This window comes from Klebsiella africana, assembly GCF_020526085.1.
GTDB lineage: Bacteria > Pseudomonadota > Gammaproteobacteria > Enterobacterales > Enterobacteriaceae > Klebsiella > Klebsiella africana.
Window position 1 is genome coordinate 1,010,668 of sequence record NZ_CP084874.1, and the last position, 13,880, is coordinate 1,024,547.

General features: G+C 52.0%; 13 protein-coding genes. 6 read left to right on the forward strand and 7 right to left on the reverse strand.

Annotated features, from left to right (window positions below):
* Positions 1–14 precede the first annotated feature (14 nt).
* A complete protein-coding gene (locus LGL98_RS04965; protein WP_136029397.1) occupies positions 15–1,124 on the reverse strand; it encodes an SDR family oxidoreductase in 1,110 nt (369 codons plus the stop codon).
* Between the two features lie 477 nt (positions 1,125–1,601).
* On the opposite strand from LGL98_RS04965, the gene queE reads away from it, so the two are divergent.
* Positions 1,602–2,273, forward strand: a complete 672-nt coding sequence (gene queE / locus LGL98_RS04970; RefSeq protein ID WP_136029399.1) for a 7-carboxy-7-deazaguanine synthase QueE — start codon at positions 1,602–1,604, stop codon at positions 2,271–2,273.
* 39 nt (positions 2,274–2,312) lie between these two features.
* Here the strand turns inward: queE and LGL98_RS04975 are convergent, their stop codons facing one another.
* Together LGL98_RS04975 and LGL98_RS04980 are read right to left on the reverse strand one after the other, a co-directional pair.
* Entirely contained in the window at positions 2,313–3,791 is a 1,479-nt protein-coding gene (locus LGL98_RS04975) for an FGGY-family carbohydrate kinase (RefSeq protein WP_136029401.1), read from the reverse strand.
* A 25-nt stretch (positions 3,792–3,816) separates the two neighbouring features.
* A complete protein-coding gene (locus LGL98_RS04980; protein WP_136029402.1) occupies positions 3,817–5,115 on the reverse strand; it encodes an MFS transporter in 1,299 nt (432 codons plus the stop codon).
* A gap of 444 nt (positions 5,116–5,559) precedes the next feature.
* Here LGL98_RS04980 and LGL98_RS04985 point away from each other — a divergent pair, with 444 nt between their 5' ends.
* From LGL98_RS04985 to LGL98_RS05005, 5 genes are all read left to right on the forward strand, one after another.
* Positions 5,560–6,345: an SDR family oxidoreductase gene (locus LGL98_RS04985; protein WP_136029404.1), complete on the forward strand. Its 786-nt coding sequence runs from the start codon at positions 5,560–5,562 to the stop codon at positions 6,343–6,345.
* A gap of 59 nt (positions 6,346–6,404) precedes the next feature.
* Entirely contained in the window at positions 6,405–7,859 is a 1,455-nt protein-coding gene (locus LGL98_RS04990) for an FAD-binding oxidoreductase (RefSeq protein ID WP_136029406.1), read from the forward strand.
* 113 nt (positions 7,860–7,972) lie between these two features.
* Entirely contained in the window at positions 7,973–9,394 is a 1,422-nt protein-coding gene (locus tag LGL98_RS04995; RefSeq protein ID WP_136029408.1) for an MFS transporter, read from the forward strand.
* On the forward strand, positions 9,372–10,154 hold the full coding sequence (locus LGL98_RS05000) for an adenine nucleotide alpha hydrolase family protein (protein WP_136029410.1): 783 nt from the start codon (positions 9,372–9,374) through the stop codon (positions 10,152–10,154). Before LGL98_RS04995 ends, LGL98_RS05000 begins: the two co-directional genes overlap by 23 nt.
* Positions 10,151–11,008: an electron transfer flavoprotein subunit alpha/FixB family protein gene (locus LGL98_RS05005; RefSeq protein ID WP_136029413.1), complete on the forward strand. Its 858-nt coding sequence runs from the start codon at positions 10,151–10,153 to the stop codon at positions 11,006–11,008. The genes LGL98_RS05000 and LGL98_RS05005 overlap by 4 nt, the downstream gene beginning before the upstream one ends.
* Positions 11,009–11,092: 84 nt before the next feature.
* On the opposite strand, the gene LGL98_RS05010 is transcribed toward LGL98_RS05005, so the two are convergent.
* The 4 genes from LGL98_RS05010 to queD form a co-directional block, all read right to left on the reverse strand.
* Complete coding sequence (locus LGL98_RS05010; RefSeq protein WP_136029415.1) at positions 11,093–11,668, reverse strand: glycerol-3-phosphate responsive antiterminator; 576 nt, start codon at positions 11,666–11,668, stop codon at positions 11,093–11,095.
* A 21-nt stretch (positions 11,669–11,689) separates the two neighbouring features.
* Positions 11,690–11,950 (reverse strand): ferredoxin family protein, encoded by a 261-nt coding sequence (locus LGL98_RS05015; protein ID WP_136029417.1) that lies wholly within the window; start codon positions 11,948–11,950, stop codon positions 11,690–11,692.
* Positions 11,941–13,212 carry an FAD-dependent oxidoreductase gene (locus LGL98_RS05020; protein WP_136029419.1) on the reverse strand — a complete coding sequence of 424 codons (1,272 nt, stop codon included), beginning with the start codon at positions 13,210–13,212 and terminating at the stop codon, positions 11,941–11,943. Before LGL98_RS05020 ends, LGL98_RS05015 begins: the two co-directional genes overlap by 10 nt.
* Positions 13,213–13,292: 80 nt before the next feature.
* Positions 13,293–13,658, reverse strand: a complete 366-nt coding sequence (queD, locus tag LGL98_RS05025) for a 6-carboxytetrahydropterin synthase QueD (protein WP_160585010.1) — start codon at positions 13,656–13,658, stop codon at positions 13,293–13,295.
* Positions 13,659–13,880: the final 222 nt, after the last annotated feature.

A 13,880-nucleotide genomic window follows, 5' to 3' on the forward strand; every position in this document is an offset into this window, starting at 1 on the left:
TACCTCGTTGGCCATTATTTGAAATCGACGGCCATTTGCTGGGGGATCGACAGCCCGCGCGTGGTTTCCACGCAGCGGTCAATGTAATCCGTAAAACGCGGTGGTTTTGGCATTCCCATGCTCAGCAGCTTGTCGTTGCTAAAGCGCACATTCAGCGTGGCGAAGGCGCCATATAAACGCATGGCTTTCAGCATCAGACGTTCGTTGCAGGGGCCAAAAATTCCTTTCAGTTCACGACGCATTTTGACCAGCGCCTCATAGCTCACTTGAGCGTACTTATCCCCTACCGGCGCCTGCTCCAGGGCCTGGGCCATCGCCCGATCGATTTCGGCAAACTTCACGCTGTTCTCTTCCCCAGCAGAAATATGCACCACCTCACCGTGAGCCAAAGGCTGGTTTAGCAGCATCAGCAGGGCGTCGGCGCAGTAGTCCACCGGGATAACATCGATCCGGTCCTCCATTGAGCACATAAATTTCTGCAGCATCAGCCCCATGCTGAATACCCAGAAAATACTGCTGGAAGGCCGGCAGCCATGATGGGTATGGCCTACCACGATAGAAGGGCGGGCAATGACCAGCGGCAGCGTAGGGCACTTCTGCTGCATCAACTGCTCGATGGTTGATTTCGAATGGGTGTATTCCACCAGGTGCTCAGCGCGTTCCCGAAGCTCCGCGCTTTCGGCGACCAGTGAATCCGGTTCAGGCGAACATGACATCGCCGTGCCGACGTGCAGAAAGCGCTGCAGACCCACAACCTGCGCCATCCGTTGCGCCAGGCGCAGCGTGCCATCAACGTTAACCTTCCAGATAAGCGGATTGCTGCCAAATGAGGCGACAGCGGCGCAGTTGAGAACGTGCGTCACCTGCTCAAGGCGCGGGTCGTTAAGAAAATGCGGCGGAGAGGCGAGATCGCCCAGCAGGATATGCTGGGGGTGAAGCATCGCCAGCTTCTCCTCGGCGATGTTGAACTTACGCATGTTCTCTTTGACCCGCTCCAGGCCTGCCTCGGGGCTATCGGCACGCACCAGCAACAGTAAATCTAACCGGCTTTCCTGATAGAGTATTTTCTCTAACGCTGCGCCGCCCAGAAAACCGGTGACGCCGGTAATGAATAATGTGGTCATAAACGCTATCTCATTATGGTTGGTTTGCGGGATTCTAGGAGGGCCAAAGTAAACAACGATTAAATAAAAAATGGCGGGGAACAGGGCTTTATTAAGAGGGGCTTAAGCTTATTTTTGGCGGTGAATTGGATTCGACTCTCAGCCCAGGTAAATAATTCATTCTTTCATGTATCAATTTGTACATATATGTATTTAAAAGATTTTTTATTTTAATGTTGGCGTTTTAATGTTCTGTCATATAATGCGAAAAACATCTTCTGTTACATCTTTCTTCACTGCGGTACTCTCGGTTTTTTTATTTTAATCCTTACCACACTCATGAAATAAACGAAAACTGGTGCATGCTTTTAATTAACAATTAATAACGTCCGGGGTGAGAAAGCGATGCCGTGAGGGAAAAACGATCGCAGCGCAGGACAAGACCTGTGCGCTGAAATCTGCGATAATGGATGTTTATGACCCTAAACAGAGATGACTATGCAGTACCCGATTAACGAGATGTTCCAGACCCTGCAAGGCGAGGGTTACTTCACCGGCGTGCCTGCCATTTTTATTCGTTTGCAGGGATGCCCGGTAGGATGCGCGTGGTGTGACACCAAGCATACCTGGGACAAGCTGGCCGATCGGGAAGTGTCGTTGTTCAGTATCCTGGCGAAAACCAAAGAGAGCGACAAGTGGGGCCCGGCAAGCAGCGAAGATCTGCTGGCGATTATTGGGCGTCAGGGATGGACTGCCCGTCACGTGGTGATTACCGGCGGTGAACCCTGCATTCACGATTTAATGCCGTTAACTTCCCTTCTGGAACAAAACGGTTTTAGCTGTCAGATTGAAACCAGCGGCACCCATGAAGTGCTTTGCAGCCACAACACCTGGGTGACGGTTTCCCCGAAGATCAACATGCGCGGTGGGTATGATGTGCTGTCTCAGGCTCTGCAGCGTGCGGATGAGATCAAACACCCGGTAGGACGCGTCCGCGACATTGAAGCCCTGGACGAACTGCTGGAAACGCTGAGCGATGACAAACCGCGGATCATCGCCCTACAGCCGATCAGCCAGAAAGAAGACGCGACGCGCCTGTGTATCGACACCTGTATCGCCCGCAACTGGCGCCTGTCTATGCAGACGCACAAGTATCTGAATATTGCTTAGCTGTTTCGCCGGGTGGTCAATCGCCACCCGGTGTAGCGGTTACGCGTTCGACCAGCTTTGAATCGCATCAGTGTTTTCCAGATTCCCGTGGATGACTTGATATGATTTCTTCAAAATGACATCGGTATATTGCGTTAACTCTCTGAAAATCCCTTTATTTAACGCCTCATAGCGCATTGCGTTTTGTTCAACAGGCATAAATACATCTTTTACCCGGACCATATTTTTGATGGCCACTTCGTAGGAAGGATACAGACCCAATCCTACCGCGGTGTTGATCGCGGCACCCAGGCTTGCGCAGCCGTTAATAGCGTTGCGCCGCGCCGGAAGATTGAACACATCGGCAAAGATTTGCATAAACAGGTCGCTGTTTGACCCTCCGCCGGTAATGATGATGTGTTTAGCGAAGTGGTTCATTTCATTGCACATGTTGTCGTAGTTATTTTTCAACGTCAGGGCGACGCTCTCCAGAATGGAGCGGTAAATCCAGGCATAGTCCATACTGGAATCAAAACCGATCATAATACCGCGTTTGTAGGGTTCCCACGGGTTGGTTAGCCAGTCCAGCACGGTCATCAGGCCGTTACAGCCCGGCGGTACCGTTGAGGCTTTTTTATTGAGCAAATCTTCCGCTGAGAGCCCCTGCGTTTTAGCATCCTGAAGCAGCGATTCACCCAGCATGTCCCGCAGCCAGCTTACCGTCCACATTCCCTTACGAATGCCGTATCCTTCATACAGCAGCGTTTCTGGAATAGAGGACATAATCGGCCAGTACGCCACGGGATCCTTCGGCAGGTGCTTACCGTTCATCATCAGGGCGATATAGGTGCCTAATGAGATAACCGCTGTTTCGTCATCCAGAAGCCCAGCGCCCAGCGCTTCGACCGGCTTATCACTGGTGGTACAGACCACGGGCAAACCAGCCGGGAAACCGGTGGCAAGAGCGGCTTGTTCGGTAAGATGGCCTAAAATTGTTCCCGGCATCTGCACATCAAAGAGCATGTGACGCGGGATATTAAACTTCTTCATTACCGCGTCATCGTCACTCCAGGACCAGGTTTTATAATCAACGGGCCATTGACCAAAGTAATTGGCGATATTGTCTTTAAACTCGCCGGTTAAGCGGTGCGACAGATAACCTGAAAATGAGGTGACCCAGGCGACATCGGGGTTGGTATGTTCATAAGGCCGGGTAACGCGGGCGTCCTGCCAGCTAATTAACGGTTCTGCTGGCGTACCATCCGCTTTAAGCAACGCGCGGCAGCAGCGGATGGAGCCGAGCCCGATACCGACAATATCTTCTCTGTTGCCTGCAAACTGACTCATCAGATCTTTTCCGGCGAAACATAAAGAAGTCCATAAGTCATCGTCAGGATGTTCCGCCGTATTAGCATCCGGGGTATGCATTGGCTGCAACAGGCCTTTTCCCTCACAAACTACATTGCCCTGCAGATCGTACATCACGACTTTGGTGCTTTGACTCCCGCCATCAATACCAATGATGTATTTATTTGACATTGTTATTCTCCTTTAAATTTTCCCATCACTCGCCAGTCGTTTCAGCGGCCAGCAAGGTTTTGTTTTCTGGTGCGGTGTCAGCGCTGCGTATTTTCCTGAACAGCAGGTAGGTAAAGAGGATCACCATGCACAGCGCGGCCAGGCCCATCAGCCACATATTGCGATAGGCGTCTTCGGCAGGGAGGGTATCCTGCCAGTGGCCAACAATCGGATAGACAAAGACGTCGGGCAGGAAACCAATGACTGAGCAAATACCAACGGTGGTTCCCATGATGTAGTTAGGGGTTCTTGCTTCGCCGGGGCATGCCCAGTAAAGCCCACGCGAGGCGTAGCAGGTAAAGCCCAGCAGCAGGATCAGGCCGATCCCCATGGCGACGGACTGTGGATGAGAGTTTGTCGTCAGCAGCGCGATAAGCGCCAGCACCCCAACGATCGATAGCAGCTGAATGACACGGGTCGGCGATTTCACCTTGCTATAAGTCGTGATAATGCCGCCCAGTGGGCCACAGATGGCACGGAAGATTTTATTAATGACAATCCCCATATAGCTCGCGGCCACCAGCGACATACCGTACATTTCGGTCAGATAGTTGGTGGAGTAGCTGAGGATGGCATAGATGGTAAAGACGCCAAAAATTACCATACTGCAGTACCAGGTAGTGCTGATGCGCAGGACGGCGAGAATGTCACTTAACTGAAACGCTTTCTTTTCTTCTTTCGCGGTATTGCTATGCTGAGGGGCATCGCTGACGAAGAACCAGCACAGTATTCCCAACAGAATATAAACCACGCTATAGATAATGATTACCGCCTTCAGGCTGTTGCTGTCGTCGGGGGTGAAGCGGGAAAATACCCACATGGTAAATACCGCCAACGACATCACGCCCACGCCACGGAGTCCTTCCATCCAGCCCATGATCTTGCCCTGTTCGCTATGGTCGCCAAGTAGCGAAGCGGCTTTAATTGACACCGACCACAGCATCAGAATCGTGGTGATAGCGAAGGCGACTTGAATACAAAGCATGACCCACAGCGGTGGATAAGTTGCCATTAAGAAACCGAGAAGACCGGTAATCACCATGGCCGAAGTAATCATTTTGCGATGGGAAAATTTATCAGCAATAACGCCGCTAGGCGCGTAAAGAATAATGGCGGCAATGCCAAATGTGCTCATAATTAAGCCAATTTCGGTATTGCTGAATCCCATAAATTTAGCCATGGGAATCTGGTAGATGTATCTTAAATAGGCAAGATCAAAGCTGACACCACCGCTAAAGCTAATAATGGCAAGGGTTATCCAACGGCGATATGAAGTCTGTTGCATATCGTAATCTCATTTTAAATATACCCTTCATACTTCGAGTTGCTGATGCGTTGGCTGCGTTCACTCACCCGAATCACTTACTACAGTAAGCTCATTGGGATTCGTTAACTTGCCGCCTTCCTGCAACTCGAATTATTTTGGGTATAGACGAAAAAAAGAGAAAAGTAAACCGCCTTTATCAGGTGGATTACTTTTCTCTGGTCTCTAGTAATTGAGATTAGAAATAGCATGGCTGCGTGAATTTTAGTGTGAGAGTAATCACGATTCATAATTTTAAACGCATTTGTGATGTGAAATAATCATCTGTGATTGCGATCACATTAGATGCTTAAGCACTATGCTAAAAATTACTCCAGTTACCAGAGACAATGAGAAAGGTGACTTCCCTCTCGCAGGGGAAGTTGCCTTTCTTTTTTTTTGCCTAAAGGAATTTGGAGCCAAACTATGTCGATCGAATCTCTTGATGCATTCTCAATGAATTTCTTCTCACTGCAAGGTAAAACGGCGATAGTCACCGGGGGGAATAGTGGATTAGGGCAAGCCTTTGCAATGGCGCTGGCAAAAGCAGGTGCCAATTTATTTATCCCAAGTTTTGTTAAGGATAACGGAGAAACCAGGGAACTCATTGAAAAGCAGGGTGTTGAGGTTGAATTCATGCAGGTGGATATCACCGAAAAAGGTGCTCCTGAAAAGATTATCGCTGCCTGCTGCAAGCGTTTCGGGACGGTGGATATTCTGATCAATAACGCCGGGATTTGTAAGCTGAACAAAGTACTGGACTTCGGCCGTGCAGACTGGGATCCGATGATTGATGTTAACCTGACGGCAGCTTTCGAACTCAGTTATGAAGCAGCTAAAATTATGATCCCGCAAAAGAGTGGGAAGATTATTAACATTTGCTCTTTGTTTTCATTTCTTGGCGGGCAATGGTCTCCGGCTTATTCAGCAACTAAACATGCGCTTGCCGGTTTCACTAAAGCCTATTGCGATGAGTTAGGGCAATATAATATTCAGGTTAATGGTATTGCTCCAGGATATTACGCAACGGATATTACGTTAGCGACCCGCAGTAATCCTGAGACGAATCAGCGGGTACTGGACCATATCCCGGCTAATCGTTGGGGTGATACACAGGACTTAATGGGAGCTGCAATATTTTTAGCCAGTCAGGCATCAAATTATGTTAACGGTCATCTGTTAGTTGTCGATGGTGGTTATCTGGTGCGTTAATTTATAAGCGGTGGTTTCTGTTTTTATTATTCCGAATTAATTATCAGGAAGGAATGACTATGTCTTTATCCCGTGAAGCAATTGTTGACCAGTTAAAAGAAATTGTCGGTGTTGACCGCGTTATTACTGATGAAACAGTCTTAAAACGAAACAGCATCGACCGCTTTCGTAAATATGCTGATATTCATGGCGTCTTTACTTTGCCGTTGCCTGCAGCGGTCGTTAAGTTAGGTTCCACCGAACAAGTTTCTAACGTGTTGGCGTTTATGAACCAGCATAAGATCAATGGGGTTCCTCGCACTGGCGCATCGGCAACCGAAGGTGGTCTGGAAACCGTGGTTGAGAATTCCGTGGTGCTGGACGGTGCCGGGATGAATCAAATACTGAATATCGATATTGAAAATATGCAGGCAACCGCGCAGTGCGGTGTACCGCTGGAAGTGCTGGAAAATGCGCTGCGGGCGAAAGGTTACACCACCGGGCATTCGCCGCAGTCCAAACCGCTGGCGCAAATGGGGGGGCTGGTGGCAACCCGCAGCATTGGTCAATTCTCCACGCTATATGGCGCAATTGAAGATATGGTTGTTGGGCTCGAGGCCGTGCTGGCGGATGGTACTGTTACCCGCATCAAAAACGTCCCGCGTCGTGCCGCCGGGCCGGACATTCGCCACATTATCATCGGCAACGAAGGCGCATTGTGCTATATCACTGAAGTCACGGTGAAAATCTTTAAATATACCCCTGAGAATAACCTGTTCTACGGCTATATCCTCGACGACATGAAGGTCGGGTTCAACATCCTGCGTGAAGTGATGGTGGAAGGGTATCGCCCGTCAATTGCCCGTCTGTATGATGCAGAAGATGGCACTCAGCACTTTACCCATTTTGCCGACGGCAAATGCGTACTGATCTTTATGGCGGAGGGCAATCCGCTGATCGCCAAAGCGACCGGGGAGGGCATTGCGGAAATCGTGGCACGTTACCCGCAATGTCAGCGCGTGGACAGCAAGCTGATTGAGAACTGGTTTAATCACCTGAACTGGGGCCCGGAAAAAGTGGCCGCCGAGCGCGTGCAGATCCTGAAAACCGGCAATATGGGCTTTACGACAGAAGTGTCGGGCTGCTGGAGCTGTATCCACGAGATCTATGAAAGTGTGATCCGCCGTATTCGTAGCGAATTCCCGCACGCTGACGACATCACCATGCTGGGCGGTCACTCCTCTCACAGCTATATCAATGGTACCAACATGTACTTTGTGTATGACTACAACGTGGTCGGGTGCAAGCCGGAAGAGGAAATTGATAAGTATCACAACCCGCTGAACAAGATCATTTGCGAAGAGACGATTCGCCTCGGTGGCTCCATGGTACATCACCACGGAATTGGTAAACATCGCGTTCACTGGAGCAAGCTGGAACACGGTAGCGCATGGCCGCTGCTGGAAGGGCTCAAGAAGCAGTTCGATCCAAACGGTATCATGAATACCGGAACGATCTATCCAATTGAAAAATAGCTAGTTATACGCAAAATCATTCGCGTTGTATCAAGGCGGCAAGTGAATAAGTCTCCAGGAGCGTACAAAAGTACGTGACTGGGGCTTATGAACGTAGCCAACGAAGAGGCAGCGTGAAGGATGAAGCGTATAAGCGGCTTCTCAATTGGGAAGCCACTCTTTTACCGGACCATGAAGGGGTAGAAATGAACACTTCACCGGTGCGAATGGACGATTTACCGCTCAACGGTTTTCACTGCCGTATTGCCGCGCTGACTTTTGGCGCGCATCTGGTTGATGGTTATGTCCTCGGCGTTATTGGTTACGCCATCATTCAACTTACCCCCGCCATGCAGCTGACGCCGTTAATGGCGGGCATGATTGGCGGTGCGGCGCTGCTGGGGCTTTTTATCGGCAGCCTCATTCTGGGCTGGGTTTCGGATCACATTGGTCGCCAGAAAATCTTCAATTTTAGTTTTATGTTGATTACCGTCGCTTCATTTCTTCAGTTTTTCGCTACCACTCCTGAACAGCTCATTGGTTTACGCATACTGATAGGGATTGGCCTGGGGGGCGATTACTCCGTGGGCCACACGCTGCTTGCCGAATTTGCACCACGTCGACATAGAGGTATTTTGCTTGGCGCATTCAGCGTGGTGTGGACCGTTGGTTATGTGCTGGCAAGTCTGGCTGGTCATCATTTTATTAGCGAAAACCCTGATGCCTGGCGATGGTTGCTGGCCTCGTCGGCTTTGCCGGCGCTACTGATTACTCTGCTGCGTTGGGGAACGCCTGAATCGCCGCGTTGGCTAATGCGACAGGGAAGATTTGCCGAAGCTCATGCCGTGGTGCACCGCTGTTTTGGTATGCACGTACAATTGGGTGATGAGGTTACGAAAGAAACGAATAAACAGATCAGTGCCCTGTTCTCATCGCGCTACTGGCGGCGCACCGCATTTAATAGCATTTTTTTTGTCTGTCTGGTCATTCCCTGGTTTGTTATTTACACCTGGCTTCCGACTATCGCGGAAACCATTGGCCTCGAAGACGCGCTTACCGCCAGCCTGCTGCTGAACGCGCTATTAATTGTTGGTGCGCTGTTGGGCCTGGTTTTAACTCATCTGCTGGCCCATCGCCATTTCTTATTAGGCAGCTTTCTGCTGCTTGCGGCGACTTTACTCGTGATGGCCTGCTTACCTCCTGGTAGTCACTGGACGCTGCTGCTTTTTGTTCTGTTCAGCACCACAATTTCTGCGGTCAGCAATCTGGTGGGGATTTTACCGGCGGAAAGCTTCCCCACCGACATTCGTTCATTAGGCGTGGGATTTGCCACCGCCATGAGTCGTCTCGGCGCAGCGATCAGCACTGGTTTGCTGCCCTGGATCCTCGCGCAGTGGGGGATGACCGTCACTTTGCTGCTTTTGTCGGGAATATTACTGATTGGCTTCATGGTGACCTGGCTATGGGCACCAGAGACTAAGGCGCTACCGCTGGTGGCGGCCGGAAGTGGAGATAAAAGACAAGGAGGTACCAATGAACATTCTATTGGCGTTTAAAGCCGAGCCGGACGCTGGCATGCTGGCGGAAAAGGACTGGCAGGCCGCTACGCAGGATCTCTGCGGGCCAGATGTTTCGCTATTACGCAGTACTATTGGTGTTGATGAACAAGCAGCTGCCGCCCTGCTGCTGGCCCAGCGTAATGCGGGTTGTGAGATGACGTTGACTGCATTAAGCATTGGCGATGAGCGTGCGCTGCACTGGTTGCGCTACTTTGCCGCGTTAGGTTTCGAGCAGCCGGTTCTGCTGGAAGCCACAGGGGATTTACGTTTTGCGCCGGCATTTATTGCCAGACACATTGTCGACTGGCAGCGTCAATACGGTCATGAATTGATAGTAACCGGCTGTCAGAGCGCTGAAGGACAGAATAGCCAGACACCGTTTTTGCTGGCGGAAATGCTGATCTGGCCTTGTTTTACTCAGGTTGAACGTTTCACTCTTGAGCCACCTTCTGTTGTTGTCGAGCAGCGGACGGCATCGGGTATCCGGCTCTGTCGGGTTCGGTTACCGGCGGTGATCGCGGTCAGGCAGTGTGGCGACGTCGCGCTGCCGGTTCCCGGTATGCGCCAGCGTCTGGCGGCGGCAAAGGCGGAAATAGTACGCCAGGAGGTGGCTTTAGAAGCGACACCGGCCATCAAATGCGTGCGTCTGACCCGCCCTGAACAGCGGCGCAATGCGGTGATCATCGACGGGGCAACGGCACAGGCAAAAGCGAGGTCGCTATGGGAGAACTATCTGCGGGAGAGGATGCAGCCATGAAGATAGCGATGGTAATGGCGAGTGGCGATAGCGCAGCGATGAATCACTGGCTGATGACCGCCAACCTCGCAGCGGCAGAGCTGGAGTGCTGGATTATCGATGGCGAACCGGAGGTGGCTGAACCGATACTCACTGCGCTGGTGACCCAGTGGCAACAAACACCGGTCGATATGTTGCTGTTTCCTCCGGGTATGACAGGTGATGAGCTGGCGACACGGCTGGCCTGGCGTCTGCAGGGAGCGAGCGTATGTCAGGTGCTGTCAGTGAATACGCAGGAAGGTTGGGTCACGAAGTCGCATTGGGGGAATGCGTTAATAGCGACGCTGGACGTGGTGGCCAGGCCACTTTGCCTGTCCCTGGCGCGCCAGCCTGGAATGAATATTTCAGCCGGACTTCCAGACAAACTGCCGATACGCTACCTTCCCATACCGGCAGCCCGGCCTGACTGGCTGGCCAGCGTTGAAAACGTCGAACATTCTGGCGGCCATCCCCTACAGAAAGCAAATCAGGTGCTGGTTGTCGGGCAGGGGGGGCTACATATCAATGCTGACGGCATCGCGGCGCTGGCGCGACGTCTCAGGATGGAGGTTGGCTATAGCCGCGCGCGAGTGATGAATGGCGGTTATGATGTGGAACGCCTGATTGGTATTTCGGGCCATCTGCTGGCGCCGGATGTCTGCATCGTGGCGGGAGCTTCAGGTGCAGCGGCATTGATGACGGGAATCAGAGATAGTCGGTTTATTGTGGCGATTAATCACGATCCCCACGCGCCGATTTTTACCCAGGCGGATGTTGGCATTGTGGATGACTGGCTGCCGGTGCTTGAAGCGCTGGTCGCCTGTGCAGAGACATAATTTCGGATGGTGACCAGCCTGCGCGGAGGGCGATTTGTAGGCCCGGTAAGGCGTTAGCCGCCACCGGGCAGAACGCTGTATAGCTCAACTAAGCTGCTTTGCTAATTTCCAGACCGTGGTGTTGGTGGTCGACAGTGCCGCCACGCCGGCGTTCATTGCATTCCGCGCATCTTCTTCGTCGCAGACCAACCCACCGGCGATTAGCGGCTGGCGAATTTTCTCCGTGACCCAGCCCAGAACCTTCGGCATACAGCCGGGAAGGATTTCAACGCAGTCCGGATTCGACTGCGCCACTTGCTTGTCAATATTGTGAAAAGAGATGGAGTCGACGATAAACAGGCGATGAATGCAGAAAAATCCCTCCGCCCTCGCCGCTTTTAGCATCGGCGCTTTGGTGCTGATGATACCGTCCGCTTCGGTAACCAGCTTTAAAAACTGAATGACGATTTCTTTATTGGACGCCCCCTCCAGCAGGTCGACGTGAATAAACGCGTATTTACCGGCATTTTTGATTTTCTTAACGATGTTGCTAATGGTGCAGATATTGCCATACAGCACGGAGATAAACTGGCACTCGGAATCAATGGCTAATTGCAGGCTGGCGTTATCTTTCACGGCTGCAATAACCGGATTTTGTTTTAGCAGGTGTAGCAGGGGCATGGTGTATCCTTTATCGTTTTATTACCCAAAGCGGAATGTAATACCAAATCCTGACTCAGGATAGCGCCATTCTTTCAGCGTTGCTTCATCGCATAGCAGTCGGCAGGTGCCGCACTCCAGACAGCCGCGGTAATCGACACGCAACTCGCCTTCGGCTGTCCGTGTGAAGAGCCCCGCGGGGCAAGCTTTGACGAGTCGTTCCGCGATCTCCTCGTTCGGCGATGTGGACGGAACAATATGTGCGCTGTCGGCAGGACGCCAGACGTTGCGGGCTACAGACATCGTAAACTCCTGAACAGATCGCCTGCCAGATGGCGCAGGCCGTGACGGCGAAGATGACGCCAGACTACCTGACGTAGCGGCGGAACGGGGCGCGCACCCTGTTGCCACAGTTCGCGGGAGATATCCTCCATCAACGCCGGCCAACGGCGATACCAGCCGGAGCGTTGTAATAATTCGGGGATATGCTGGTAGCGCTGAAGAACCTCCCACAGCAGACTGCGCTCAATCTCCTGGCGATACTGTGGAAACAAGTCTTGCTGCGCGCTTTGCTGGCAAGCTTTAATCAAGGTTTGCGCCGCCGCCTGCGCGCCGATTAGCGCCATATCCATGCCGCGCACGGTAAAACCGGTATTTATACAGGTACGCAGGGCGTCGCCAACCAGCAGCCAGCCTTCTCCAGCATACTGTTCGGGCATGCTATGCAGGCCGCCTTCAGGCACCAGATGTGCGCCATACTCCAGGGTTTCACTGCCGCGCAGCAGTGGCCGCAGGGCCGGGTGTGCTTTGAGATGTTCCAGCAGATCGGCGGCCGGGATGGGCCCTTTTCCCAGCGAAGCGAGCGGGCACACGATACCGAATGAGAGGGTATCCTGATTGGTATAGAGGAATGCGCCGCCGGGGAGATCTCCGCAAACGCCGCCGGTGAAAAGCATCGCGGCACCTTCGTTATCCGTAAGATGGAAGCGATCCTCCAGCGTTTTTTGCTCCAGCGACAGGACCGCTTTAATGCCCAACGCCATGGCGGAGGGGGACGGATGGGGAAGTAAACCCTCACGCTCGGCCAGCACGCTGTTCGCCCCTTCAGCCACCACCACGTAGCGGGCGCGCAGGATGTCTTTATCGCAAATCACACCGCAAACACGGTTATTTTCACGATGCAGCGCCTCCACCGTCGCGCCGGTAATACACTGGACTCCTTCGGCTTCGGCCTGGCTGACAAACCATGGGTCAAAGCGGGCGCGTAGTACACTCCAGGAATCGCCGTTGGGCTGCAGGCTGGAGTACATCGTGGCGCCATGGTCGGTTAACAGGGCCAGACTTTCGTGGGTGATGCGGCGTTCAAGCGGTGCGGAGCGTTGAAAATGAGGAAGGAGTTCGGCGAGCGCATGGCAATACAGCCGCCCTCCCGATAGATTTTTACTGCCGGGAAGTTCGCCGCGTTCAAGCAGCAGAACGGAAAGCCCGGCCCGCGCGCAGCGTAAAGCACAGGCGGTGCCCGCTATTCCTGCACCGATAATTATAATATCAAAATCGTCTGCCATTTTGCGTCCCAGATATCCAGAACGCATAAGCTAACATATCGTTATTTAAGGAATATTGACCGCCAACACAAACGCTTTAATCACTCGCCGCGATAGACGCAGCCGGCGGTGCAAGTCTCTTTAACCATCACGGCGCTCAGCAGCGGCACCCGCGGTTTCATCTCATCCCAGATCCATTTAGCCAGCACTTCGCTGGTGGGGTTTTCCAGACCGGGAATATCGTTCAGATAATAGTGGTCCAGGCGATCGTAGGTCGGCTTGAAGGCAGCCTTCAGCTCGGCAAAATCCATGATCCACCCGGTATGGGGATCGACTTCACCGGTGATCTCCAGACGCACCATAAAGGAGTGGCCATGCAGGCGACCGCATTTGTGTCCTTTCGGGACGTGCGGCAGGTGGTGGGCGGCTTCGAAGGTGAAATCTTTAAACAGCGTGGTGGACATCATTGACTCTCAACAGGACGAAAAAAACCGCCGTAGGGTACCGGAAAGTACATTTTTTCGCATTAACTAAAACGGCCCTGAACAGAAAATGGACACATTTATCTGAGTTATGATAAATAATTCCTTATATTTCATATGTTTATTTAATCGATTTTGTTGTTAATAACTACAACTAAAACAGGTTAGTCCATTTGGTTATTTATTATTTCCATCCCTTCTTTAATT